Annotated in this window: 18 protein-coding genes and 1 other RNA gene; 8 read left to right on the forward strand and 11 right to left on the reverse strand. The window is 64.5% G+C overall.

Features of this window, described 5'->3' with window-relative positions; all coding sequences use genetic code 11:
- Nucleotides 1-104: 104 nt before the first annotated feature.
- From XaplCFBP3123_RS18525 to dnaA, 7 genes are all read right to left on the reverse strand, one after another.
- On the reverse strand, nucleotides 105-1,301 hold the full coding sequence (locus tag XaplCFBP3123_RS18525; RefSeq protein WP_104535356.1) for a tetratricopeptide repeat protein: 1,197 nt from the start codon (nucleotides 1,299-1,301) through the stop codon (nucleotides 105-107).
- Nucleotides 1,302-1,453: 152 nt separating this feature from the next.
- Entirely contained in the window at nucleotides 1,454-2,260 is an 807-nt protein-coding gene (locus XaplCFBP3123_RS18530; protein WP_104535357.1) for a M48 family metallopeptidase, read from the reverse strand.
- Between the two features lie 62 nt (nucleotides 2,261-2,322).
- The gene (locus tag XaplCFBP3123_RS18535; RefSeq protein ID WP_104535358.1) at nucleotides 2,323-3,159 is read right to left on the reverse strand and encodes a CPBP family intramembrane glutamic endopeptidase; all 837 of its coding nucleotides are present in this window, start codon (nucleotides 3,157-3,159) and stop codon (nucleotides 2,323-2,325) included.
- 67 nt (nucleotides 3,160-3,226) lie between these two features.
- Nucleotides 3,227-5,671: a DNA topoisomerase (ATP-hydrolyzing) subunit B gene (gene gyrB / locus XaplCFBP3123_RS18540; RefSeq protein WP_104535359.1), complete on the reverse strand. Its 2,445-nt coding sequence runs from the start codon at nucleotides 5,669-5,671 to the stop codon at nucleotides 3,227-3,229.
- A gap of 114 nt (nucleotides 5,672-5,785) precedes the next feature.
- On the reverse strand, nucleotides 5,786-6,892 hold the full coding sequence (gene recF / locus XaplCFBP3123_RS18545; protein WP_104535360.1) for a DNA replication/repair protein RecF: 1,107 nt from the start codon (nucleotides 6,890-6,892) through the stop codon (nucleotides 5,786-5,788).
- Nucleotides 6,893-7,989: 1,097 nt separating this feature from the next.
- Entirely contained in the window at nucleotides 7,990-9,090 is a 1,101-nt protein-coding gene (gene dnaN, locus XaplCFBP3123_RS18550; protein ID WP_104535361.1) for a DNA polymerase III subunit beta, read from the reverse strand.
- Nucleotides 9,091-9,368: 278 nt separating this feature from the next.
- On the reverse strand, nucleotides 9,369-10,697 hold the full coding sequence (gene dnaA, locus XaplCFBP3123_RS18555) for a chromosomal replication initiator protein DnaA (protein ID WP_104535362.1): 1,329 nt from the start codon (nucleotides 10,695-10,697) through the stop codon (nucleotides 9,369-9,371).
- 242 nt (nucleotides 10,698-10,939) lie between these two features.
- Here dnaA and rpmH point away from each other — a divergent pair, with 242 nt between their 5' ends.
- From rpmH to mnmE, 4 genes are all read left to right on the forward strand, one after another.
- Nucleotides 10,940-11,080 (forward strand): 50S ribosomal protein L34, encoded by a 141-nt coding sequence (gene rpmH / locus XaplCFBP3123_RS18565; protein WP_002805908.1) that lies wholly within the window; start codon nucleotides 10,940-10,942, stop codon nucleotides 11,078-11,080.
- A gap of 38 nt (nucleotides 11,081-11,118) precedes the next feature.
- Complete coding sequence (rnpA, locus tag XaplCFBP3123_RS18570; protein ID WP_104535363.1) at nucleotides 11,119-11,565, forward strand: ribonuclease P protein component; 447 nt, start codon at nucleotides 11,119-11,121, stop codon at nucleotides 11,563-11,565.
- A 15-nt stretch (nucleotides 11,566-11,580) separates the two neighbouring features.
- Nucleotides 11,581-13,302, forward strand: coding sequence for a membrane protein insertase YidC (gene yidC / locus XaplCFBP3123_RS18575; protein ID WP_104535364.1), 1,722 nt, complete (start codon nucleotides 11,581-11,583; stop codon nucleotides 13,300-13,302).
- Nucleotides 13,303-13,391: 89 nt separating this feature from the next.
- Nucleotides 13,392-14,732, forward strand: a complete 1,341-nt coding sequence (gene mnmE, locus XaplCFBP3123_RS18580; protein ID WP_104535365.1) for a tRNA uridine-5-carboxymethylaminomethyl(34) synthesis GTPase MnmE — start codon at nucleotides 13,392-13,394, stop codon at nucleotides 14,730-14,732.
- Nucleotides 14,733-14,890: 158 nt separating this feature from the next.
- Here the strand turns inward: mnmE and XaplCFBP3123_RS18585 are convergent, their stop codons facing one another.
- Nucleotides 14,891-15,754, reverse strand: coding sequence for an acid phosphatase (locus XaplCFBP3123_RS18585; RefSeq protein ID WP_104535366.1), 864 nt, complete (start codon nucleotides 15,752-15,754; stop codon nucleotides 14,891-14,893).
- Nucleotides 15,755-15,947: 193 nt separating this feature from the next.
- On the opposite strand from XaplCFBP3123_RS18585, the gene XaplCFBP3123_RS18590 reads away from it, so the two are divergent.
- Entirely contained in the window at nucleotides 15,948-18,248 is a 2,301-nt protein-coding gene (locus XaplCFBP3123_RS18590; protein ID WP_104535367.1) for a TonB-dependent receptor, read from the forward strand.
- A gap of 97 nt (nucleotides 18,249-18,345) precedes the next feature.
- On the opposite strand, the gene XaplCFBP3123_RS18595 is transcribed toward XaplCFBP3123_RS18590, so the two are convergent.
- Nucleotides 18,346-18,420, reverse strand: a non-coding RNA gene (locus XaplCFBP3123_RS18595) — sX9 sRNA.
- A 78-nt stretch (nucleotides 18,421-18,498) separates the two neighbouring features.
- On the opposite strand from XaplCFBP3123_RS18595, the gene XaplCFBP3123_RS18600 reads away from it, so the two are divergent.
- Complete coding sequence (locus XaplCFBP3123_RS18600; protein ID WP_104535368.1) at nucleotides 18,499-19,599, forward strand: glycerophosphodiester phosphodiesterase; 1,101 nt, start codon at nucleotides 18,499-18,501, stop codon at nucleotides 19,597-19,599.
- Nucleotides 19,600-19,678: 79 nt separating this feature from the next.
- Here XaplCFBP3123_RS18600 and XaplCFBP3123_RS18605 read toward each other — a convergent pair whose 3' ends face one another.
- Entirely contained in the window at nucleotides 19,679-20,467 is a 789-nt protein-coding gene (locus tag XaplCFBP3123_RS18605) for a rhomboid family intramembrane serine protease (protein ID WP_104535369.1), read from the reverse strand.
- A gap of 487 nt (nucleotides 20,468-20,954) precedes the next feature.
- Nucleotides 20,955-21,911, reverse strand: a complete 957-nt coding sequence (locus tag XaplCFBP3123_RS18610) for a TerC family protein (protein ID WP_104535370.1) — start codon at nucleotides 21,909-21,911, stop codon at nucleotides 20,955-20,957.
- Between the two features lie 260 nt (nucleotides 21,912-22,171).
- Between XaplCFBP3123_RS18610 and XaplCFBP3123_RS18620 the strand changes: the two genes are divergently transcribed.
- Together XaplCFBP3123_RS18620 and XaplCFBP3123_RS18625 are read left to right on the forward strand one after the other, a co-directional pair.
- The gene (locus XaplCFBP3123_RS18620) at nucleotides 22,172-23,338 is read left to right on the forward strand and encodes a class I SAM-dependent rRNA methyltransferase (RefSeq protein WP_104535371.1); all 1,167 of its coding nucleotides are present in this window, start codon (nucleotides 22,172-22,174) and stop codon (nucleotides 23,336-23,338) included.
- Between the two features lie 31 nt (nucleotides 23,339-23,369).
- The gene (locus tag XaplCFBP3123_RS18625) at nucleotides 23,370-23,687 is read left to right on the forward strand and encodes a hypothetical protein (protein ID WP_104535372.1); all 318 of its coding nucleotides are present in this window, start codon (nucleotides 23,370-23,372) and stop codon (nucleotides 23,685-23,687) included.
- Nucleotides 23,688-24,097 lie beyond the last annotated feature (410 nt).

Raw genomic sequence — 24,097 nt, forward strand, 5'->3', positions numbered from 1 at the left:
AGGTTTTCGGACGGCTTTGACACCGCAGGAACCCCCAAGCTTATACCAATCCCGAGTCCTGTAACCACTAAAAACACAGGGATTTCGGGGGTTTATTTTCTTTTTTACTTCAGATTGATGATCTTCTTGGCGTCATCGGGTTTTTTGACACCCTTGGCGATTGCCTGCTGCGCGGCCTGCTTGGCCTCCGGGATGCGACCTTCCGAATGCAGCACCTTGGCCAGATTCAGATAGGTCTCGCCGTCCTTGGAAAGCGGTGCGGCTTTTTGCCAATTCTCGATCGCCTTGGGCACGTCTTCGCTGTAGTAATACGACTGTGCCAGCGCAAGGTATGTCTGATAATCGGGTTTAAGGATGCCTTTTTGCATACCTTCATTGATGACCGCGATGACGTCCTTTTCCTTGTTCTCGGTGTTGGCGTAGATGGAATACAACTGCTTGTACTCCTTTTCTTCGGTCAACTGCCCGGCAGCGCGCAGCTTGTCCATCACTGCGGCGGCCTTGTCCATCTGATCGGCCTGCATATACATGCTGGCCAGATTGAGCTGGGCCTTCTTGTCGTTCGGCGTCTTGGCCGCAAGCGCTTCGGCGGCGGCCACCGCTTCACCGGTCTGACCGGCTTCGGCGTAGGACGCCATCAGCAACTGGTTCCAGGTGTCCTTCGGCTCGGGCGAGGCGGCGATGGCCTGCTTCAGCACCGGAATGGCTTCCTTGTAGCGCTCGGCCTGGTACAGCGCCTGCCCCTTGAGGATCAGGTCTTCCGGACGCTGCGACTTGCTCTCTTCCAGATACTTGTCCAGCGTGGCCAGGCCTTCGGCCTGCTGATCGTCCTGCATCTGCAACTGCGCCAGCATCAGCATCGACTGGAACTGGCCGTTGTTGTCCAGCGCATTGAGACCGATCGCCTGCTGCAGATACTTCTTGGCAGCGGCAGCATCGTCCATGTTGTACGCCGCCTGGGCGGCCAGCTGCGAGGCCAGCGCCTTGTCGGCTTCGTTGGCCGAGCCATTGGCGAGGATCTCGTCGGCCTGGGTGCGCACGGCCGGGAAGTCTTCGCCCTTGTTGAAGGTTTCGATCAGCTTCTGCAGCTTGCTGCCCAGCTTGGACGAAGGCTTGATCGTCGGCGCGGCGCGGGTGGACTGCGGATACAACTCCTCGGCCTTGCCGCTGCTCTTGGACTTGCGGCTGGCGCGCTCGGACGAACGATCCGACTGCGCCACCGCATCGGCGACGACCGCCCCGCCCAGCGACGCGGCGATGAACAGGGACAACAGGGCTTGCTTGCGGTTGAGCAGTTTCATGTTTCACCTCGGACGAGCCGCCGTCGGGCGGTACGAAAAGCGGAATAGACGCTGTACGAAAAATCTGAGCCGGCAAACTTAGCAGAAAGTCTCAGTTCCCGAAAACGGTTTCCGTGCTGTGTTGCGATATTCGGTACATGAGCGCCGAGATATCAGCCGCAGCGCGGCACGTGTCCGTCCTGTCGCGCCTGCTCGTAAACCGGTTCGAGTTGACTGACGTCTGCCTGCAGTTCGCGGATGCGATTGGCCGGGTCGGGGTGGGTGGACAGCCACTGCGGCTGGCGGTTGCCGCTGGCGCCCATCATGTTCTGCCATAGCGTCACCGCCTGGGCAGGATCGAAGCCGGCCTGGGCCATCAGGCGCTGGCCGACCACGTCGGCCTCACTCTCCTGGGTACGCGAGCCGGGCAGCAGGAACACGGTCTGGGCGGTCATTCCGCCGACCTGGTTGACGGCACTGGCCGCGCCGTCGCCATAGGCCGCACCGGCCAGCGCGCCGATGATGCCCAGACCGGTCTGCGCGCCAAGCTGCCGGGTGATGCGCTCTTCGTGATGGCGCGAGATCACATGCCCGATTTCATGCCCGAGCACGGCAGCCAGCTGATCCTGCGTCTTGGCAACGGTGAAGATGCCGGTATTCACGCCGACCTTGCCACCGGGCAGCGCGAAAGCATTGGCTTCGTCATCGACAAACAGCGCGGTTTCCCAACGGGTCTCGCGCCACTGCGGCGGCAGCTGCGCCACCAGCGCGTTGACCACACATTGCACGTAGGCATTCTGCTTGCCGTCGGTGCTGACTTTTTCCTTTGCCTTGGTCTGCGCGAACGACTCTGCGCCAAGCTTGTCGAGCTGGTCCTGGGTGACGCCTCCCACCACCTGTCGGCGGCCGGTCGGCGAAGTTGTGGTGGCACATGCCGTCAATGCAAAGACGGCGACAACGATCAACAGCCTAGCTTTCATTCAATCCCCCTTGAACCCTGGGGACATTTTGGCAGGCTCGTCTTAACTTTTCGTCAAACGGCTCAGCCGACGCCAAAAAAGTACAGCGCCGCCAAGGCGGTGGCGTTGTTGACGCCATGCGCCACGATCGGCGCCCACAGCGTGCCGGTGCGCCAGTACAGCCATGCGAACGCCGCGCCCATGCTGCCGTAGACCAGCCACAGTTGCGCGATGGCAGCCGGGCCGTTGCCACTGACGCCGGGCACTTCATGCACCAGCGCAAAGATCGCGCTGCTCAGCACGATGCCCAGCCAGGGCCGGCCGGCGGCGAGCAGGCGGCCGAACAGCACGCGTCGGAACAGCAATTCTTCGTACGCCGGGGCAATGGCCACCGCAAACACCACCAGCGCCAGCGGCCATTGCTTGATGGCTTCTTCCATCAGCGGCAAGTTGGTCGGCACCGGTTTGATGCCCAACGCGGACGCCGCGACGCTGACCAGATTGCTGAGCATGAACACGCCAACCGCGATCAACGCGGTCCAGCCCCAGGTGGAGGCACGCCTCGCGGCGGCCCGCGAGCCCCTGTGTTCGCCTGCGGTCGCGCGGCGGCGCCAGTAATACAGCAGCAGCGCCGGCGAGGCCGTGCTGACCAGTGCGGTGAGCAGTTGCACCAGTACGCCGGGTTGGCCGATCGTGGCCATGATCTCGGTCGAGGAGAGCGTCAGGCCCTGCGCCTTGGCGGCCTGCACGGCACTGACACCGCGGAACACGCCCCAGAGCGCAAACCCGGCCACGCTCAGCAACAGCAGCAGCCCGGTGGCGAGCAGCACATCGATGCCGAAGCCGAGCAATGGTGGCAGCAGCGGGGCGGTGCCGGCAGCCGGCGTGGGTGCCGGCGTCGGGGAAGAATCTGCGCTCATCGTCGTCCTGAAAAAACCGCAGACGCCGGCGCAGCGCCTGGGCGGTGCGCCGGCGGGCGACGGTGGCTCAGATGTCCAGGTTGGACACCTTCAGCGCGTTGTCCTCGATGAAGTCTCGGCGTGGCTCGACCACATCGCCCATCAAGGTGCTGAAGATCTGATCGGCGGCCACGGCATCTTCGATACGCACCTGCAACAGGCGACGCGTATCCGGATTGACCGTGGTCTCCCACAACTGCTCGGCGTTCATTTCGCCCAGACCCTTGAAGCGCTGTACCTGGCGGCCCCGCTTGGCCTCTTCCAGCAGCCAGGCATGCGCCTGGGCGAAGCTGGTGATTGGGTGGGTCTTGTTGCCGCGCACGATCTGCGCGCCTTCGCGCACCAGATCGTGCAGGGCCAGCGAGACCTCGCGCAGCGGGCGCAGCTCGCCGCTTTCGAACGCGCCCATCGGCAGCACCTGGGTGAATTCCTCGCCCATGTGCCTGCGCACCGCCACCAGCGATGCCGAGGCGCTGTCGGTGGCCGGGTCGAAACGCAGCTGATAGCGCGCCGTGCCAAGGGTGCCGCGGTTGAGCACCGCCTGCAGCGCATCCAGGGTGGGATGCACCTCGCCTTCGGCCTGCAGCGTGTCCACATCCAGCGGCGGCAGGTCGATCAGCGCGGTGAGCAGCGCCGGGTCGTAGCGGTGCGCGTTGCGCGCGATCGCCTCGTTGGCGCTGGTGAACAGCATCAACAGCTTTTCCAGCGCCTCGCCGGTGATCGGCGGCTCATCGGTGGCGGGGATCAGCGCCGCGCCTTCGACCGCATTGCTGGCCAGATAGGCATTGAGCGCCGCGTCGTCCTTGAGATACAGCTCGCTTTTACCCTGCTTGAGCTTGTACAGCGGCGGCAGGCCGATGTAGATGTAGCCGCGCTCGATCAGTTCCGGCATCTGCCGGTAGAAGAAGGTCAGCAGCAGGGTGCGGATGTGCGAACCGTCAACGTCGGCGTCGGTCATCAGGATGATGCGGTGATAGCGCAACTTGTCCGGGTTGTACTCGTCGCGGCCGATGCCGGTGCCCAGCGCGGTGATCAGCGTGCCGACCTGGTCCGAGGCCAGCATGCGGTCAAAACGCGCGCGTTCGACGTTGAGGATCTTGCCGCGCAGCGGCAGCACCGCCTGATTCTTGCGGTTGCGGCCCTGCTTGGCCGAGCCACCAGCCGAGTCACCCTCGACGATGAACAGCTCGGACAGCGCCGGGTCTTTTTCCTGGCAGTCGGCCAGCTTGCCGGGCAGGCCGGCGATGTCCAGCGCGCCCTTGCGGCGGGTCAGGTCACGCGCCTTGCGCGCGGCTTCGCGCGCACGTGCTGCGTCGACGATCTTGCCGGTGATGGCCTTGGCTTCGTTCGGATTCTCCTGCAGGAACTCCTGCAGGCGCGCACCAAAGGCGTTTTCCACCGCCGGGCGCACATCCGAGCTGACCAGCTTTTCCTTGGTCTGCGAGGAGAAGCTGGGGTCGGGCACCTTGACCGACAGCACTGCGATCATGCCTTCGCGCATGTCGTCGCCGGTCAGCGCCACCTTGGCCTGCTTGGCGATGCCGTTCTGCTCGATGTAGTTGCTGAGCACCCGCGTCAGCGCGGCACGGAAACCGGCCAGGTGGGTACCGCCATCCTTCTGCGGGATATTGTTGGTGAAGCAGTACATGGTTTCCTGGTAGGCGTCGGTCCACTGCAGGGCCACGTCCACCACGATGCCGTTGTGCTCGCCGGTCACCGAGATCACGTTCGGGTGCAGCGGCGACTTGAGTTGCGCCAGATGCTCGACGAAGCTGCGGATGCCGCCTTCGTAGTGGAAATCGTCGCGGCGGCCGTCGCCGCGCTCGTCGATCAGCGCGATCTTGACGCCGGAGTTGAGGAACGACAGCTCGCGTAGGCGGCGCGCCAGGATGTCGTAGTGAAACTCGACGTCGCTGAAGATCGCCACGGCCGGCTTGAAGCGCAGCGTGGTACCGCGCTTGGTCGAGGCTTCCAGCTGCTTGAGCGGGTACTGCGGCTCGCCCAGCGCGTATTCCTGCTGGTAGTGGAAGCCGTCGCGCCAGATGTCCAGCCACAGGTGCTCGGACAGCGCATTGACCACCGACACGCCCACGCCGTGCAGGCCGCCGGACACCTTGTAACTGTTGTCGTCGAACTTGCCGCCGGCGTGCAGCACGGTGAGGATCACCTCGGCTGCGGAAACGCCTTCTTCCTTGTGGATGTCGACCGGCACACCACGGCCGTTGTCGGACACCGCAACCGAGCCATCGACCAGGATTTTGACCACGATGTCGTCGGCATGGCCGGCAAGGGCTTCGTCGACCGAATTGTCGACCACCTCGAACACCATGTGATGCAGGCCGGTGCCGTCATGCACATCGCCGATGTACATGCCGGGGCGCTTGCGGACGGCTTCCAGGCCACGCAGCACGGTGATCTTGCTGGAGTCGTAGGTGCCATTGGGAGTGGGCGAGGTGTTTTGTTCGTCGGTCATGCGTGTGCCGTTAGCTCCACAACACGGGCGCAGGCAGCAGGAGCCGCATCGCACCGTGGGAAAAGGGGGATAGCCCGGAAATTATACCAGTCGGCCCACCTGCGCCGCGGATGGTTACGATGTGGGCGTCAGCACGGCCACGCTGCCGTGTTCCACGTGGAACCGATGCAGGAATTCTCCAGATTCGCCCAGCCCGGGCGGCATTTCGGTGGCGGTGATCAGCACCTGCGCCGGTGCGGACGCCAGACGCTGCAACACGCGTGACTGGTGGTGACGATCCAGCTCCGAGCCCAGATCGTCCAATGCGATCACCGGCCATTCGCCTCGCTCACTGGCAAAGTCTTCGGCCTGCGCCAGCAGGCAGGCGAGGGCGGTGAGCTTTGCCTGGCCGCGCGAGAGCGCCTCCTTGCCCGGCAATGCATCGAAGGCGGGCGCCCAATCGGCGCGATGCGGCCCTTGCGAGGTGTAGCCGTTCTGACGATCACGCTCGCGTGCCAATAGCAGCGCATCGGCAAGCGACACCTCACTGCGCTTCCAACCCGGCGCGAATGTCAGCGCGGACAGCCCGAGCGACGGGGCAATCGCGATTGCCACCGGAATCAGTCTTTCCTGCAAGCGCTCCAGATAACGAAGACGGCGCGATGTCAGCGTTTCGCCCGATTCGGCGAGTTCGTGATCCCAGGCATCGAGCATGCGCGGCTGTGCGCCTTGCTTGAGCAAGGCATTGCGCTGTCTGAGGGCTCGCGCATAGCGGCGCCATAGCGCCAGGAAGTCAGGTTCCACGTGGAACAACCCCCAATCGAGGAAGCGCCGCCGCGGCTCACCGCCGCCACTGATCAACACGTGGCTGCCGGGCTCGAAGGTCACGACAGCCAACGCGGCACACAATGCGCCCAGCTGTGCGACATCTTCGCCATCCAGCCGGCCCGTCCATTCCTGGCCGCTGTGGCGCAGGCCCGCCCGTCGCGTGCGTTCCCCCGTCCCGGCGGTTCCCTCGCGCCACTCCACGAAGACTTCAAGATCGCTGGCGCCTTGCTGGATCAGCCCGTCGCGCACACGGCCACGAAAGCTGCGGCCATAAGCCATCAGGTGCAACGCTTCCAGCACGCTGGTCTTGCCCGCGCCGTTATCGCCGGTCAACAGGTTCAAGGAACTGTCGGGGTGGAGGTCGACGGTCTCGAAACGACGAAGTCGATGGATGGACAACCGCACTACGTGCATCGATCGGTCTGCTCTGCGCTGTGATCCGGCATCCCGGTCGGAGCGGAGGATACGTGATCGATGCGATTCCTGCCCGCACGGACGTGAAGCGACCCACGGACAAGCGGGGGACAACCTGTGGATAAAAAGGAGGACCCAGCAACGACGTTTGCTTATCCACAGGTTGTCGGTCCATCTACAAGGGTCTAAACACAGGGTTTCGATGCATAAAAACTCTTTAAGAACAAAAAGATAGGGTAGTTTCCGGCGAAATCTGGCCCTACCATCACCACCAAGCTCTTAAATTATTTCTAGATTTAAAAGCAACGCTTGATGTGCATAAGTCAAAAACAGGCTTGAGAACACCGAATCAGACCGTGCTGAGCAACCTCGCTCGAAGCGAACCTGGCCCGCTTTTGGTGAACGCATTCAGACTAGGTAGGTGGATCCTGACGAGGACGCCATTGAGGCAGGCAGGGCTCATGAATCTCATCCAGGACTGCGAAAATGATTTCCTGGACGTTGGCTACTGACGCACAACGAAACTTCCGTTCCACGTGCGCTCTTCCAGTGCTTGCTCGCAACACCCTCATGATTCGACAGATCTGGCTCCCGCCTGGGTTGCCTGCATGCGGAGAGAATCTCGACCTCATGTAGCACCGTCCTGAGACAACTCGCCGATCATTGCGCGGATGCGCCGAAGCACCGCATACGGATTGTGCTGACATCCACGCCGCCCACAGCGGTAGAACGGGCGCAAACTCCTTCCCTGCGAACGCTCGGCTCCGCGCCGACGACCGGCGCTTCACGGGAACCGGGCTAACGCGCTTGTCCAGTGGGTGAGGTCTGACACCTGGGCGTGGCGTCTAGTCCACCGTCGCTTGGCCAGGTGACTGACTGTACGACGCTGCCACTCCGGGGGATCACACATGGCGAGCACAGCGGCAGCTTCGGGTAAGACACGAAAGCATGTAGATACGCGCTATCAGCGCCCAGGGCCCCCCCAGGACGGCCTAATCCCCAAGCGCCTTACACGGCAACGGATTCACCGCTTTCGGCCTTAAAAAGAAAAAGCCCGGCATTCGCCGGGCTCTTCGTGTTCCACGTGGAACGCAGCGTCAAAGGCGCAGCGGCATCACCACGTGGCGGGATTTCTCGCTGCTGGCTTCACGCACCAGCGCCGACGAGTTCGCATCGCGCAGCTGAATGACCACGTGCTCATCGCGTAACGCAGACAGCGCATCCAGCAGGTAGTTCACGTTGAAGCCGATCGCCAGGTCGTCGACCTTGGTGTCGGCCTCGATTTCTTCCTGCGCTTCTTCCTGCTCCGGGTTGTGCGCGCTGATCTTCAGCTGCCCTGGCGAGACTTCCACGCGCACACCGCGGTATTTCTCGTTGGACAGAATCGCCGCACGCTGCAGCGAGGCGCGCAGCGCTTCGCGATCCACCTTGACCTCGCGATCGGCGCCGATCGGTATCACTGCCTCGTAGTCCGGGAAGCGGCCGTCGATCAGCTTGGAGGTGAAGGTCACATCGCCACGCTTGACGCGGATATGGCTGCGACCGACTTCCAGCTCCACTTCGCGGTCCGCCGCTTCCAGCAGACGCAGCAGTTCGGTCACGCCCTTGCGCGGAACGATGATCTGGCGCTTGGCACCGCCGGAGTTTTCCAGCTCTGTCTCGCACAGCGCCAGACGGTGGCCATCGGTGGCAACGCAACGCAGCAGGCCCTCGCGCAGGTCGAACAGCAAACCGTTGAGGTAGTAGCGCACGTCCTGCTGGGCCATGGCGAACGCAGTGCGCTCGATCAGCTCCTTCAACGCCGCCTCCGGCACCGCAACGCGCTCGGTGGCTTCGACCTCGTCCACCGACGGAAAATCGTTGGCAGGCAGCGTAGCCAGGGTGAAGCGGCTACGCCCGGCCTGCACCGTAACCTTGTCGCCGGTCTGCGAAATGGTGACGCGACTGCCGTCGGGCAGGGCACGCAGGATGTCGAACAACTTGCGCGCCGGAATCGTGGTTTCGCCGTCCTGCGCGTCTTCCACCATCGTGCGCGAGATCATCTCCACTTCCAGGTCCGTACCGGTCAACGAGACCTGTCCGTCCTTGACCTGCACCAGCAGATTGGCCAGAACCGGCAGGGTTTGACGGCGTTCGACCACATTGACCACCTGGGCCAATGGTTTGAGGAAGGCTTCGCGCTGCAGTGTAAAACGCATGTGGTTCCGTGCCCCTATGCTTTAAAAGATAATGGAATAAATCAAAAGCTTGGTGGTGATGGTAGGGCCGTTTTTAGCGGATAACCACCATAACTGTTTGTTTCCAAAGACAAATTAGAGCCTGAAAGTCGTTGGACTAGTGCCCCCGGTCTAGCGGTAAAACCTGTGGATAGTTTTCCGCCTGACCTGCAAGGCAACGTTATCCACAGATTCTCCCGCATTTGACCCCAACGTTTCCACGCTTTTCTCCAAGCGTGGTTGTCCAGGCCGTCGCCGGCCTACTCGCTAAGCTTGCGAATCAGCTTTTCCCAGTCCTCGCGCAGCTTGCCGTCGGCCTCCATCAGTGTGCGGATCTGCCGGCAGGCATGCAGCACGGTGGTGTGGTCGCGGCCGGCAAAGGCGTCGCCGATCTCCGGCAGGCTGTGCTCGGTCAGCTCCTTGGCCAGCGCCATCGCCACCTGGCGCGGACGCGCCAGCGAGCGCGTCCGTCGCTTGGAGAGAAGGTCCTTCATCTGCAGGCCGTAGTAGTCCGCCACGGTCTTCTGGATGTTGGGGATGCCGATCGCCTGTTGCTGGGCGCGCAACAGGTCGCGCAGCGTCTCCTGGGCGAACTCCACCGTGATCGATCGGCCGGTGAAGTTGGCGCGCGCCACCAGGGTGTTGAGCGCGCCTTCCAGGTCGCGCACGTTGGAGCGCATCTTCTTGGCGATCAAAAACGCCACGTCGTCGGGAATCTCGGCGCCCCGCTCGCGCGCCTTGGCCAGCACGATCGCCGCACGGGTCTCGAAATCGGGCGGGTCGATCGCCACCGACAGGCCCCAGGCCAGGCGCGACTTCAGCCGCGGCTCCAGCCCCTCGACCTCGCGCGGGTAGCGGTCGCAGGTCAGGATGATCTGCTGGCGACCATCGAACAGCGCGTTGAAGGTGTGGAAGAACTCCTCCTGCGTGCGGTCCTTGCCGGCAAAGAACTGGATGTCGTCGATCAGCAGCGCATCGATCTGCTGGAACTGGCGCTTGAACTGGTCCATCGCCTTGTCCTGCAGCGCCCGGATCATCGCGCTGAAGAACTGCTCCGAGCGCAGATACATCACCTTGGCGGCCGGGTTGGCCTGGCGCAGCGCATTGCCGGCGGCAAACATCAGGTGGGTCTTGCCCAGGCCGGTGCTGCCGTACAGCAGCAGCGGGTTGTGCGCGCGGTCGCCCGGCTTCTGCGCCGCCTGGATCGCAGCGGCCAGACCGAGCTGGTTGCTGCGGCCCTCGACGAAGTTGGCGAAGGTGTAATGCGAGTCCAGGTTGCCGGCGAACGGCACGATCGGCGCTACCACCGGCGCGCTGGGTATGGCCATTGGTGCCGGCTGCGGCTCCGGTGCACGCGGGCGTGAGCCGACCGCCAATGCCACGTCGCCGTTGCCGACGAAATACGCCACCAGTTCGCGGATGCGCGGCAGGTAACGCTCGCGGACCTGGTCGACGATGAAGGCGTTGGGCGCATACAGCACGATGCTGTCGCCGCGGTCTTCGGCTTGCAGGGGTTTCAACCAGGTGTGGACGTCTTCGGGCGGGAATTCGGCTTCGAGACGTTCCAGACAGCGGGGCCAAGCATCCATCAAAGTATGATCATCTGTTGCTGGCTGCGGCGCGCAGAAAAGCGCCGTGCTCGCAGCCCGGTAGTGAAAAGAGGATGGGCCAGCCTAGCACCGAGGGCAGGGTTTTCCCAGACTTATTCACAGGTCCATCCACAGGGCTTGACCGCCGTCACCTGCGGTAAAGCGTCCGGGGAGTTGACCCGGCCGTGGAAGGCCCTATAGAATTGCCGGTTCTATTCGTCTCCATTCATGCAGAGGGCCCCATGGCCACCAAGCGTACTTTCCAACCCAGCAACCTCAAGCGAGCACGCGACCATGGCTTCCGCGCACGTATGGCAACCGCCGACGGCCGCAAGATCCTGGCTCGCCGCCGCGCCAAGGGCCGCAAGCGCCTGAGCGCTTGATTGCTGCGCCGCTCCCTGCGGCCGAGGCAGTCCCTAACGTGAACGCATCGAACCCGTGCAGGCGATTTCCTCGCTCTGCGCGGGTTCGTACGCGTGCGCAATATACGGTCGTTTTCGACACTGCACGTCGTACCTCGGACCCGTTGCTCAGCCTGCACTGGCGGACCGGCGATACGCCGCCGCGCCTGGGCATGGCGGTGTCGCGCAAGGTCGATACGCGTGCGGTGGGCCGTAACCGGATCAAACGCGTGTTGCGCGATGCCATGCGCCATCTGCTGCCCGAGCTTGCCGGCGGCGATTACGTGATTGTGGCGCGCTCGGCAGCCGCAAAAGCGAGCAATCCACAGATTCGCGACGCCTTCGTGCGTCTGCTGCGCCGTGCCGGCGCATTGCCCCTGCCTGCCGCGCCCGGCACAATGCCGCCCGCCAGGACGATGCACCCATCCTCCCTTTCCCCGACAGAGCCGGAACCCAGTTCCGACTGAGCGAGTTGCTGCCCGATGAACCAGACCCGTGTTTTCCTGATTTTTGCCTGGCTGATGGTCGCGGCGTTGCTGTGGATGGAGTGGGGCAAGGACAAGACGGCCGCCAACGCGCCGGCCGTCGCGACGGCCCAGTCGGTGCCGGCTGCGCGCGATCTGGACGCAGCCGCGCCGACGGCCAATGTGCCGTCGGCACAGGCCATTCCGCAGGCGGGCGTGCCCGGCGCGGTACCCGCGACCAGTACCACGGCCGCGACGCCGGCCGCTGCCGGTGCTGCGCCGGTGATCACCCTGACCTCGGACGTGCTGCGCCTGAAGCTGGACGGCCGCAGCGTGCTGGATGCCGAGCTGCTGCAGTTTCCGCAGACCAAGGACGGCTCCGCGCCGGTCAGCCTGCTGACCGAAGATGCCGCGCATCCGTATAACGCCACCAGCGGCTGGGCCAGCGAGCATTCGCCGGTACCGGGCGTGGGCGGCTTCCGCGCCGAACAGCCGGGCACCGCGTTCGAACTGGCCAAGGGCCAGAACACCCTGGTGGTGCCGTTCGTGTGGAATGGCCCCAACGGGGTGTCGATCCGCCGCACCTTCACCCTGGAACGCGGTCGCTACGCGATCTCGATCAAGGACGAGGTGATCAACAAGAGCGGTGCGCCGTGGAACGGCTACGTGTTCCGCAAGCTGAGCCGTGTGCCGACCATCCTCAGCCGCGGCATGACCAACCCGGATTCCTTCAGCTTCAACGGAGCGACCTGGTACAGCCCGCAGGAAGGCTACGAGCGTCGCGCGTTCAAGGACTACATGGACGATGGCGGCCTCAATCGCCAGATCACCGGCGGCTGGGTGGCGCTGCTGCAGCACCACTTCTTTACCGCGTGGATTCCGCAGAAGGACCAGGCCTCGCTGTATGTGCTGAACCAGGACGGCCCGCGTGACGTGGCCGAGCTGCGTGGCCCGGCCTTCACCGTGGCGCCGGGTCAGACCGCGACCACCGAGGCACGCCTGTGGGTCGGCCCGAAGCTGGTCAGCCTGATCGCCAAGGAAGACGTGAAGGGGCTGGACCGGGTGGTCGACTACAGCCGCTTCTCAATCATGGCCATCATCGGCCAGGGCCTGTTCTGGGTGCTGAGCCATCTGCACAGCTTCCTGCACAACTGGGGTTGGGCCATCATCGGCCTGGTGGTGCTGCTGCGTCTGGCGCTGTATCCGCTGTCGGCTGCGCAGTACAAGTCCGGCGCCAAGATGCGCCGCTTCCAGCCGCGCCTGGCGCAGCTGAAGGAGCGCTACGGCGACGATCGCGTCAAGTATCAGCAGGCGACGATGGAGCTGTTCAAGAAGGAAAAGATCAACCCGATGGGCGGCTGCCTGCCGCTGCTGATCCAGATGCCGATCTTCTTCGCGCTGTACTGGGTGCTGGTGGAATCGGTGGAACTGCGTCAGGCGCCGTGGCTGGGCTGGATCCAGGACCTGACCGCGCGCGATCCGTACTTCATCCTGCCGGTGCTCAACATCGCCATCATGTGGGCCACGCAGAAGCTGACCCCGACCCCGGGCATGGACCCGATGCAGGCCAAGATGATGCAGTTCATGCCGCTGGTGTTCGGCGTCATGATGGCCTTCATGCCGGCCGGCCTGGTGCTGTACTGGGTGGTCAACGGCGGGCTGGGTCTGCTGATTCAGTGGTGGATGATCCGCCAGCACGGCGAGAAGCCGAGCAAGATCATCCAGGCCAACGCCAAGTAAGCGCAGTTGCACAGAGCCCGCCGCAAGGCGGGCTTTGTGCATATGCGCCTGCAAGCCGCGTCTTTGACCACACGCCTTACCATCTGCCTATGTCTTCTTCGCCATCGACCATTGTTGCCATCGCCAGCGCCGCCGGAACCGGAGGCATCGGCATCGTGCGTCTGTCCGGGCCGCAGGCCGCGCAGATCGCCGCCGAGTTGGGTGTCCCGAATCTGCAACCACGGCATGCGAGATACGCACGCTTTCGCGATGCGCAGGGCGCGGTGATCGACGATGGCATCGCCTTGTGGTTTCCGGCGCCGCACAGCTTCACCGGCGAAGCGGTGGTGGAGTTGCAGAGCCATGGCAGCCCGGTGCTGCTGCGGCAGCTGGTGAACCGTTGCATTGCGCTGGGTGCGCGGCAGGCACGCGCGGGCGAGTTCAGCGAGCGCGCCTTTCTCAACGGCAAACTCGATCTGGCGCAGGCCGAAGCGATCGCCGATCTGATCGCCGCCGGCGATCTGCGCGCGGCACGTGCTGCACGTAGATCATTGGATGGTGTGTTTTCGCAGCGTGTCGATGCGGTCAACGACGGCCTCACCCGCCTGCGTATCCATGTGGAAGCGGCGATCGACTTTGCCGACGAGCCGCTGGATACGTTGGGCGGGGCGCAGGTGCGCGATGGATTGACCCAGGCACGCGGCCTGCTCGCGCAGTTGCTGCGCGATGCCGAACGCGGGCGCAAGTTGCGCGACGGCCTGCATGCGGTGCTGATCGGCCCGCCCAATGCAGGCAAGAGTTCGTTGCTCAATGCGCTGGCCGGCAGTGAGCGCGCCATCGTCACCGATGTCGCCGGCACCACGCGCGACACCTTGCAGGAAGCCATCCAGCTCGATGGCTTCGAACTCACCCTGGTCGACACCGCCGGCCTGCGCGAGGGCGGCGATGCGATCGAACGCGAGGGCATGCGTCGCGCACGCGTGGAACTGCAGCGCGCCGATCTGGCGCTGGTGGTGCTGGATGCACGCGACCCGCAGGCCGCACGCGATGCGATCGGCGATGCCATCAATGCGGTGCCGCGTCAGCTGTGGATCCACAATAAATGCGATCTGCTGGCCGAACCCGCAGCGCTCGATCGCAATGCGATCGCGGTATCGGCAGTGACCAGGCAGGGGCTGGAGCAGTTACACGCCCGGTTGCATGAGCTCGCACTGGGCGATGGAATGGAAAGCGTGGAAGGCGAATTCTCCGCACGCACGCGGCATGTCGAGGCACTGCGTCGTGCCGAACAACATGCAGACGCGGCGGATCTGGAGCTGGGGTTCGAACAACTCGAACTGGCCGCCGAAGAACTGCGTCTGGCACAGGAAGCCCTCGGCGAGATTACCGGCAAGCTGAGCGCCGACGAATTGCTGGGCAAGATCTTTTCGAGTTTTTGTATCGGCAAATAAACCACTGACCTGCCGCGACGCATGAAGATCCGATGCAGACGCTCGCTGTCAGTGTTCTGCATCAGGGACCAGTAGCGGTGACAAGCGCAAAGCTCGTACAGCACGGTCACATGCTGTGATATCGAAATTCAGAACCCGCGCCTGCGCCGCAAAACGAATCACATCACACCCGGCAGTACCGTCTGCAGCGCCGCGTTCTCGGCATCGCACGCCGGCGATGCCGCGGCAGCGGCAGGCTGCTTCGCACGCGACTTGTCGATCTCGCGGCGTGCGGCGCTGAGATCCTTCTGGAACTCGGCATTGTCGTGCAACGCGGCGACGGTGGCGGCGCCCATGATGCGGCCCTGGAGGACATCGCTCTGCCAGTGCACGTTGCAGACCAGGCGGCTGTCGCCGAAGGCGCGGCCGCGGGCGAGCAGGGCGTCGCGTTGTGCGGGGGCCAGCTCGGCCAGGATCAGGCCCCAGCTCCAGCCGATCGCGGTGTGGCCGGAGGGGTAGGAGCCGTTCTTGCGCAGCGCCGCGTCGTCGTCTGGTGTGCACAGCGGCTGGTCGTTGCGCATGAACGGGCGTGGCCGCTGGTAACGGGCCTTCGCTGCGCTGGTGCTGGTGCTGGCGTCGCGCATGCTGCGTTCGAGCAGACGCAGCAGGTGCGGGGTATGAGCCTGGTCGATCTGGATGCCGAGCGCGCAACTGAAGTGATTGGCGGCCGCCGGGAACGTCAGCGCAGCGTCCTGTGTGGCCAGGTCCCAGCGCGGTGTGCCGCGCAGGGTGAGCATGGAGGTGGCGATGGCTTGATCGTTGGCGAGCGCGGCGCTGCCGTCCTGCGGCGGTGGCGGTACCAGGCGCAGGCTGTCGGGCACCTGTGCTTTTTCCAGGTAGCCATGTGCATCGGTGGCGATCACCGAGCCCGTGGGAGCCACCTTGTCGCGCGCGCTTGCACTGCCGCATCCCACCACTGCCAACACCGCGATGGCGACGCTGGTCAGCGTCCGGGAACAAGCGCGAGCAATGCGATCGGACATGGAGCAACCCTCGGACAACACAGATGGATGAGGTCGCAGATTACGACGCGCAGATGACATCTGCATGCCAGCGCGGCGCAGCGCTGGCGCGGCATGCGCAGCGACTGTCGCGGCACTGTCACGTGGCAGTCGCATCGACGCAAGACAGCTGTCGCACGCTTGCCGTCATCTTTTGACTCGTCCCCTGCCGCTCATGCCCAAGACCCATCTCTTAAGTGCCGCCGTCCTTACCGCCCTCGTGCTGTCGCCGGCCGCCCATGCCGCCGATCCCGACGTGACTGCCGACACCGGCACGACCGTGCAGCAACTCGACGCGGTCTCGGTAATCGGCCAGGGCGAAACGCGTCAGGTGCAGCGCATCACCCAGCAGGACATCCCGGTGTTGCCGCCGGGTACCAGCATCCAGAAGCTGCTCAACCGCATGCCGGGCGTGAACGTGCAATCCAACGATGCCTTCGGTGCCAACGAGGAGTCGCAGACGATCAGCCTGCGCGGCTTCAACGGCACGCGCCTGGGCTATACGCTCGACGGCCTGCCGCTGGGCGACAACGCCTACGGCAACTACAACGGCCTCAACATCAGCCGCGCCCTGATTGCGGAAAACTTCGGCGGCGTGGAGCTGGCCTCGGGCATCGGCGCGCTGGGCACCGCATCCACCAGCAACCTGGGCGGCACGATCCAGTACTACTCGGCCGATCCATCCAGCGTGTTCGGCGGGCAGCTGTCGCAGACGGTGGGCTCGGACGCCAATCGCCGCACCTTCCTGCGTGTGGACACCGGCGACTACAACGGCTTTTCGGCGTATCTGTCCGGCATCAATGCCGAAGCCGACATGTGGGCGCGCCCGGACTCGCCGACCACCACGCGGCAGTTCAATGCCAAGGGCGTGTACCAGTTCGACGGCGGCAAGCTGACCGCGTTCGCCGACACCTCGCGGACCTCGCAGGCGGACTATGCGTATCTGTCCAAGAGCGGCATGGCACGCGGCCTGGGCTGGGACTGGAACCTGTACGCACCGGACTGGAACCGTGCGTTGGCCGCGGCGTACTGCGCACCGGCCACGCGCAATGCGGCGCGCTGCGGTTTCAGCGGTGGCGTGGACAATGTCGACGATGCCTATTACCAGAGCCGTGCGTTGCGCGACGACGATCTGTTCTATGTGGCCGGCGACTTCCAGCCCAACGATGCGATCAGCCTGCACACCCAGGTCTATCACCACGAAAACAAGGGGCAAGGCCACTGGTGGTCGCCGGGTCAGGCGTCCAATCCGGGCACGCCGCAGGCATTGCCGATCTCCATCCGCAGCACCAATTACTGGATCAACCGTACCGGCGGCATCGCGTCGCTCGGCTGGAACCTGGGCGCGCATCACCTCGAAGCCGGGCTATGGTACGAGCGCAATCACCACGATGTGGAGCGCAATTTCTACTGGATCGACGGGCCGGTCAGCGACGACAAGTTCCTGCAGGATCCAGACCGCCGGCTGTTCTCGCAGAACTACATCATCACCACGCGGCAGTTCTACGTGCAGGGCAACTTCAAGTTCCTCGACGAGCGCCTGAGCGTGGATCTGGGCATCAAGAGCCCGAGCACCGAAATGACCGCGCGCGAGACGCCGGGGCTGGCGGTGGAAGCACCGGTGGCGACCGGCGCGATCAAGGCCAGCGAGTCGGTGCTGCCGCAGGTCGGTCTGGGCTATCGCCTGGCCGAAGGGCAGGAAGTGTTCGCCTCGTATGCGGAAAACATCGCCGCGTTCCAGGGTGGCGGCGCTGGTGGTCCGTTGCTGGTGACGCAGGCCTCGTTCGATGCCAGTGTCGGGACCCTGGAGCCGGAGAAGTCGCGCACCGTGGAAGCCGGTTACCGCTTCGTGCGTGATCGCTTCGAAGCCTCGCTGGTCGGTTACGACGTGACCTTCGACAACCGGTTGCTCTCGCTCAACCCCTGCGCCAGCATCCAGCAGGGCACCACGCCGGCCTGCACCACGCGCTTCTTCAACGTGGGCTCGGTGAGCAGCCGCGGCGGTGAACTGACCGTGATCTGGAAGCCGACCAGCTACCTGCAGTGGTACAACTCGGCCTCGATCAACCGCTCGACCTACGACGACAACTACGTGCAGAACGGGGTGATCATTCCGACCGCCGGCAAGACCACCGTCGATACGCCCAAGCGCATGTTCGCCAGCGAAATCGCGTTCAACTACGCCAACTGGAACATCAATCTGCGCGGCAAGTACACCGGCCAGCGCTACTACACCTACACCAACGATCAGGGCTTTGGCGGCTACACCTCGTTCGACGCGGGCGCCGGGTACGATTTCGGCCAGGCCGGTGTGCTGCAGGGGCTCAAGCTCTCGCTCAACGTCACCAACCTCACCGACAAGCGGTACGCCTCCAACCTCACCGCGTTCGCCAACAGCGATCCGACTGGCCGCCAGCTGGCCTTCCATGCCAGCGCGCCGCGGCAGGTGTTTTTGACGCTGGATGCCAAGTTCTGAGGGCGGGAATTGGGAATTGGGATTCGGGAATCGTAACAGCGAGTCTTGTGGCTGCTGATTGATTTCCGGTGGCGATCGACGTGGATGGTTTTAGAGTGGTTGGCAAGACCTAGCGAGTGATTGTCGGGCGGGTGCGGACGATGCGGAGGAAGCGGGATGTACGGTCGTACACCCCGCCTCGATCATCGACCAAGCTCGCTTGGCAATGACGTAGTGGGTGTTGATGGCTGCTTCTTCGTTGGAGAAAGGCATGATGCAGTTCCACCGTATCTGGCTGTTGGGGGCGATGATGGTCGGCATGAGCGGGTCCGCGTTGGCAGAGGCGCCGTTGGCGAAGACGGTGCAGATCTTTGCGCACCGTGGCGCCAGCGCATTGCGCCCGGAACACACCTTGGCCGCGTATGCCAGGGCGATCGTCGATGGGGCCGATTTTGTCGAGCCGGACCTGGTGTCCACCAAGGATGGCGTGCTGGTGGCGCGCCATGAGAACGAGATCGGCGGCACTACCGATGTGGCCAGCCACCCGGAGTTCGCCTCGCGCAAGACCCGCAAGACCATCGATGGTCAGGCGATGGAAGGCTGGTTCACCGAAGATTTCACGCTAGCCGAGTTGAAGACGCTGCGCGCGCGCGAGCGTTTGCCGCAGTTGCGCGGCACGCGTTGGGATGGGCAGTTTCAGATCGTCAGCTTCGACGAGATCATCGATTTTGTCGCCGCCGAATCGGCGGCGACCGGGCGCAGCATCGGGCTGATTCCGGAGATCAAGCACCCGAGCTATTTCGGTGGGCTGCATCTGGCGATGGAAGACAAGGTGCTGGCGAGCCTGCGTGCGCATGCCTATACGCAGACCGCGCCGGTGGTGATCCAGTCGTTCGAGAGCGGCAACCTGCGTTACTTGCGCGGCAAAATCGGGCGTAGCAGCAATGTTCGCTTGCTGCAGTTGCTGGGCGGTGCGCAGATGGCGCTGCCCGATGCGGGCGTAGGCAACGCGCCGCGCACCTACGGGCAGATGATCACGCGCGAGGGGCTGAAGCAAGTCGCCAGCTATGCCGATGCGATCGGCCCGGACATCCGCAGCATCATTCCGTTGGATGCGCAGCAACGCCTGGGTACGCCGACCAGCCTGGTGCACGACGCGCATGCGGCAGGATTGCAGGTGCAGCCGTATACGTTCCGCCCGGAGAATTACTTTCTGGCCGCCAATAACCGCAGCAGCGGTGCGGTGACCGAGCGTAACGAGGCCGGTGCATTGGCCGAGTTGAAGGCGTATCTGGATGCCGGCATCGATGCGTTCTTTGCCGACGATCCGGGCCTGGCGCGGCGTGCGTTGAACGCGCATGCAACGCGTTAAACGCATCTGCGGTCCGTAGGAGCGCGCTTGCGCGCGATGAAGCGTTCCCGATGACGCCCCATCGCGCGCAAGCGCGCTCCTACGTTCCCGGTGGCCGCTCGCGCGGCGGGAAGTGCAGCACCATGTTGTGCGAGCCGTCTTCCTGGCGTTGCCACAGCACCGGCACCTGGCGTGGCGGCGGCGGTTCCAGCACGTCGTGCTCGCCATCGCTCACTTCCCACGCAGCCTCCTCGTCCTCGTCCTCCCAGCTGTAGCGCGGCCTGGCCTGTTGCGGGTCGCGCAGGCGCAGCAGCAACGCGGCGATCAGGCCGGCGACCGCGCCACCCAGATGCGATTGCCAGGACACGCCGGCTTCGTGCGGCAAGATGGTCAGCAACATGCCGCCGTAGAACAGGAAGGCGATCATGCTGGTGGCGATCGCCGGGCGGTCGCGGCGCAGCAGGCCCAGCACGAACACCAGGAACATCAGCCCGTGGGTGACGCCGCTGGCGCCAAGATGCCGGCTGCCGGGCTCGCCCAGCAACCACGCGCCCAGCCCCGAACCCAGCCACAGCAACGGCAACGCCAGGGCGGTGGCACGCGGATACACGCTGCCGGCCAGCGTGCCCAGGATCAGTAGCGCGGCGGCGTTGGCGCCCAGATGCGCGAGCGAGCCATGCAGCAGCGGTGCGGTGAGGATGCCGGGCAGGCCGTCGGCCTGCAGCGGTGCCACCGCCCAGGCGCGCCAGTCGAACATGCCCTGGGCGGCGAACACCGCCACCAGCAGCAGCACGGCGGCCAGGCTGAAGTTGAAGGCACGCAAGACCCGGGAACGATCCAGGCGGTCTTGCGAGGGGGCGTCGGCGGCGGCAACAGGAGGCGGTGTCATACCTTCACGGATGGCGTCTCGCCACTTTTTTACAAGCTATCCGCCTCGGGATAAGCAGGCCCGACGACGGGATAATCCAGTCCCGCCGCCGATCATTGGCGCAGCGGCTCGCGTGGCATCACGCAGGCGGCTGAGGCGCGACACCGAACATGCCGCAGCATTCAGCCCTTACCAGTTTGGCCTGGGCACGCCCCCAGCGACCTGGAGCCTGAATCCTGGCGGCCTTGAGAGGGGACTGAACGGTGTGGATACCTCGGTCGTAGGGCGGACGATCTGCGGCTTGGCTGCAGGGCCCTTGTCCGCCCACCCTCGCGGGACACGCCGTGAATCCGTCCATGGAGGCTCTTACGCGGCATCCATGCCGCGTAAGGTCCCGCGACGGTGAGCGGGCAAGGACCATTCGGGAGAGTCGGTGTGCGTAGTTGCCAGCAATGCACGTGTAGCTACCGTTCCGATTCCCGATTCCCGATTCCCGAATCCCCGCCCCTCAGTGCCTGGCCGGCTTGGGCGGTCGCAGCAGGCTCAGCACGATGGTGAAGACCAGGATCACGATCACCGCCGCCAGCGAGACCAGCACCGGGATCTTGTACAGATCGATGATCATCATCTTGGTGCCGATGAACACCAGGATCACCGCCAGGCCGTACGGCAGCAGGTGGAAGCGGTCGGCCATGCCGGCCAGCAGGAAGAACATCGCGCGCAGGCCCAGCACCGCGAACACGTTGGAGGTCAGCACGATGAACGGGTCGGTGGTGATCGCAAAGATCGCCGGAATGCTGTCCACTGCGAAGATCACATCGATCACCGCAATCAGGATCAACACCACGAACAGCGGCGTAAACCAGCGCTTGCCGTCCTTGATCACGCTCAGCGCATGGCCGTCGTACTGCGGGCTCAGGCGCAGATGGCCGCGCATCCAGCGCAGCACCGGGTTGGCTTCCAGGTCCGGCTCCTTGCCGGCGGAGAACCACATCTTGATGCCGGTCAGCAGCAGGAACGCGCCGAACACGTACAGCAGCCAGTGGAACTTGGTCAGCAGCACGGAGCCTGCAAAGATCATGATCGCGCGCAGCACGATCGCGCCCAGCACGCCGATGATCAGCACGCGCTGGCGCTGTTCCTCGGGCACGCCGAAGTAGGTCATCACCATCAGGAACACGAAGATGTTGTCGACCGCCAGCGATTTTTCGACCAGGTAGCCGGTCAGGAACTCCAGCCCGATGCGGTCGGCCGCCGCGTCGCCCATGCTGCCCTGCAGGTACCACCACAGGCCGGCGTTGAAGGCCAGCGCCAGCAGCACCCAGCCGATGCTCCACCAGGTGGCTTCCTTGAAGGTGACCTTGTGGGCACCGCCGTGGCGCATCAGCACCAGATCGACCAACAGCGCCACGATCACCACGATCGCGAAGCCGCCCCATAACCAGACATTGCCAATGGTTTGCATAAAAGAATCCCGAAAGTGAAACGACCTGGACAGCCGGTGGGCTGAGGCCTTGTGACACGGAAATCGTGGATTCCGGGTGACGGACCTTCGCCTGCGCGGCGAAGGTCTCGCTCACAACCGGCCTGGCCGGTTGCCGTTGCACCGGAGCCTGGCTGGCAGGACTCGTCATGACGGCGACAACGCTGGGAGCTACTCCCCTTCTGCGCCCGATTCTGCGTGGCCGGGGCAGGCACGTCAATCCAGCCGGATACAATGGGCGGATGAATACTCCAGTCCCCGTCGTCCGACTCAAGAATGCCTGGCGCTCCAGCCACCCGTGGATCTTCCAGAAATTGGTGGAAAAGCCCGCCGCCAAGCCCAAACCCGGCACCATCGTCGATGTGGTCGGCGTGGACGGGGAGTGGGTCGGCCGCGGCTTCTACAACGGCCACTCGCGCATCGCCGTGCGCATCCTGGAAACCGACCAGTCGGTGCCGGTGGATGCGGGCTGGTTCTCGCGCAAGATCGCCGCAGCGGTGAGTCTGCGCCGCGACTGGCTCAAGCTCGACGCGGTGTCCGATGCCTGGCGCGTGGTGCACAGCGAAGGCGACGGCCTGTCCGGCCTGGTGGTGGACCGCTATGGCGACCTGGTGGTGGTGGAGTTCTTTGCCGCCGGCATGTTCCGCCACCGCGAATGGATCTACGACGCGTTGCGCGAGCAGTTCCCGGGCTGCCGCTTCCACAGCTTTGCCGACGAACACGTGCAGAAGCAGGAAAGCTTCGATTTCCACGGCAACACCACCACCGAAGCGTCGGTGATCACCGAGTACGGCATCAGGTTCCGCGCCGACCCGGCCGGTGCGCACAAGACCGGCTTCTTCGCCGACCAGCGCGAGAACCGCCAGTGGCTGAGTGAGCAGGTCGAAGGCAAGAGCGTGCTGGACCTGTGCTGCAACACCGGCGGCTTTGCGGTGTATGCGGCCGCGCGCGGGGCGGCCGAGGTGCTGGGCGTGGACATCGACGAGGACGTGATCGCCATCGCCAAGGGCAACGCCAAGCTCAACAACGTGCGGCCGAAGTTCGTGCAGGCCGACATCTTCCCGTGGCTGCGCGATGCGTCCAATCGCGGCGAGCAGTTCGATGTGGTGATCCTGGACCCGGCCAAGATGACCCGCGACCGCGAGCAGGTGATCCCGGCGCTGAAGAAGTACCTGGACATGAACAAACTGGCGCTGGGCGTGGTCAAGCCCGGCGGCCTGTTCGCCACCTTCTCGTGCACCGGGCTGGTGGCCGAGCAGGAATTCCTGGACATGCTGCGGCGCGCCTCGTATTTCTCCGGGCGCACCATCCAGATCCTGAAGGTGGCCGGTGCCGGTCCGGACCATCCGTTCATGGCGCACGTACAGGAATCGCGCTACCTGAAGGCTGTTTTCTGCCGCGTGATCTAGCGCGGCGATCAATCCGTGGAGCGGCCAGTCGATGACACCGGACGATGAGGAACGCAAGGCGCTGACCCGGTTGCTGCGCGAGATCGAGCGGCCCCATGCCAGCCTGCTGGCCAGCAACTGGCCGGTGTTCGGCGTGTGGTTGCTGTTTGCCGGCGCCTTCATGTACCTGTTCCAGACCGGCAGCGGCTCGCCATTGCATCCGTTGCTGCTGGCGCTGGGCTCGACCTGCCTGGGCGTGCTCGGTGCATGGGTCGTGCTGCGCTCGGTATGGGCGCGGCAGTGGCTGCATCTGCGCGAGCACATCGATGTCGAGAGCGTGCGCACACGCCTGGCCGAACTGGGCGACTGAGTCCGCGCCTGACGCCGCACGCGAGCGTCAGGCGAGCATGGTCGCGATGGGCAGCGCGTGCATTCCTGCAGGCGGCTGCGACCTTTGCGTGGCCTGCGACCCTTGGATTGCTGATGCGGCGGCGTGTGAGCCGCCCGGCAGCCGTGCTGCACTGTGCGGCCATCCCTGGCCTGGGCCTTGTCGATCAGCGCTTGCTGTCGGCTCCGGTGCGCCCCATCACCAGCCGCCGGGCGCGCGGTGATTTCCAGCACGGCCTGGCGCAGGTCGGCAACGAACTCGGGATTGCGCATGGTCTGGCCATCGGCGTAGCCGTAGAACACGCCCTGCGTGGGCGTGGTGCCTTCGCGCAGTTCGAGATCACCGCGCACCTGCGTGGTGCCGGACACGTTGACCGCACCGAAGGCGCCTGG

The sequence above is a fragment of the Xanthomonas arboricola pv. populi genome, assembly GCF_002939945.1.
Taxonomy (GTDB): Bacteria; Pseudomonadota; Gammaproteobacteria; order Xanthomonadales; family Xanthomonadaceae; genus Xanthomonas; species Xanthomonas arboricola_A.

What these genes read in the sequence shown, in the direction of transcription:
- XaplCFBP3123_RS18600 (WP_104535368.1), top strand. Translation starts at nt 18,499, where the DNA reads ATGATGCAGTTCCACCGTATCTGGCTGTTGGGGGCGATGATGGTCGGC.
- XaplCFBP3123_RS18585 (WP_104535366.1), bottom strand. Translation starts at nt 15,754, where the DNA reads ATGTCCGATCGCATTGCTCGCGCTTGTTCCCGGACGCTGACCAGCGTC.
- XaplCFBP3123_RS18620 (WP_104535371.1), top strand. Translation starts at nt 22,172, where the DNA reads ATGAATACTCCAGTCCCCGTCGTCCGACTCAAGAATGCCTGGCGCTCC.
- XaplCFBP3123_RS18530 (WP_104535357.1), bottom strand. Translation starts at nt 2,260, where the DNA reads ATGAAAGCTAGGCTGTTGATCGTTGTCGCCGTCTTTGCATTGACGGCA.
- XaplCFBP3123_RS18605 (WP_104535369.1), bottom strand. Translation starts at nt 20,467, where the DNA reads ATGACACCGCCTCCTGTTGCCGCCGCCGACGCCCCCTCGCAAGACCGC.
- XaplCFBP3123_RS18590 (WP_104535367.1), top strand. Translation starts at nt 15,948, where the DNA reads ATGCCCAAGACCCATCTCTTAAGTGCCGCCGTCCTTACCGCCCTCGTG.
- yidC (WP_104535364.1), top strand. Translation starts at nt 11,581, where the DNA reads ATGAACCAGACCCGTGTTTTCCTGATTTTTGCCTGGCTGATGGTCGCG.
- mnmE (WP_104535365.1), top strand. Translation starts at nt 13,392, where the DNA reads ATGTCTTCTTCGCCATCGACCATTGTTGCCATCGCCAGCGCCGCCGGA.
- dnaN (WP_104535361.1), bottom strand. Translation starts at nt 9,090, where the DNA reads ATGCGTTTTACACTGCAGCGCGAAGCCTTCCTCAAACCATTGGCCCAG.
- XaplCFBP3123_RS18525 (WP_104535356.1), bottom strand. Translation starts at nt 1,301, where the DNA reads ATGAAACTGCTCAACCGCAAGCAAGCCCTGTTGTCCCTGTTCATCGCC.
- dnaA (WP_104535362.1), bottom strand. Translation starts at nt 10,697, where the DNA reads ATGGATGCTTGGCCCCGCTGTCTGGAACGTCTCGAAGCCGAATTCCCG.
- rpmH (WP_002805908.1), top strand. Translation starts at nt 10,940, where the DNA reads ATGGCCACCAAGCGTACTTTCCAACCCAGCAACCTCAAGCGAGCACGC.
- recF (WP_104535360.1), bottom strand. Translation starts at nt 6,892, where the DNA reads ATGCACGTAGTGCGGTTGTCCATCCATCGACTTCGTCGTTTCGAGACC.
- XaplCFBP3123_RS18610 (WP_104535370.1), bottom strand. Translation starts at nt 21,911, where the DNA reads ATGCAAACCATTGGCAATGTCTGGTTATGGGGCGGCTTCGCGATCGTG.
- gyrB (WP_104535359.1), bottom strand. Translation starts at nt 5,671, where the DNA reads ATGACCGACGAACAAAACACCTCGCCCACTCCCAATGGCACCTACGAC.
- XaplCFBP3123_RS18625 (WP_104535372.1), top strand. Translation starts at nt 23,370, where the DNA reads ATGACACCGGACGATGAGGAACGCAAGGCGCTGACCCGGTTGCTGCGC.
- XaplCFBP3123_RS18535 (WP_104535358.1), bottom strand. Translation starts at nt 3,159, where the DNA reads ATGAGCGCAGATTCTTCCCCGACGCCGGCACCCACGCCGGCTGCCGGC.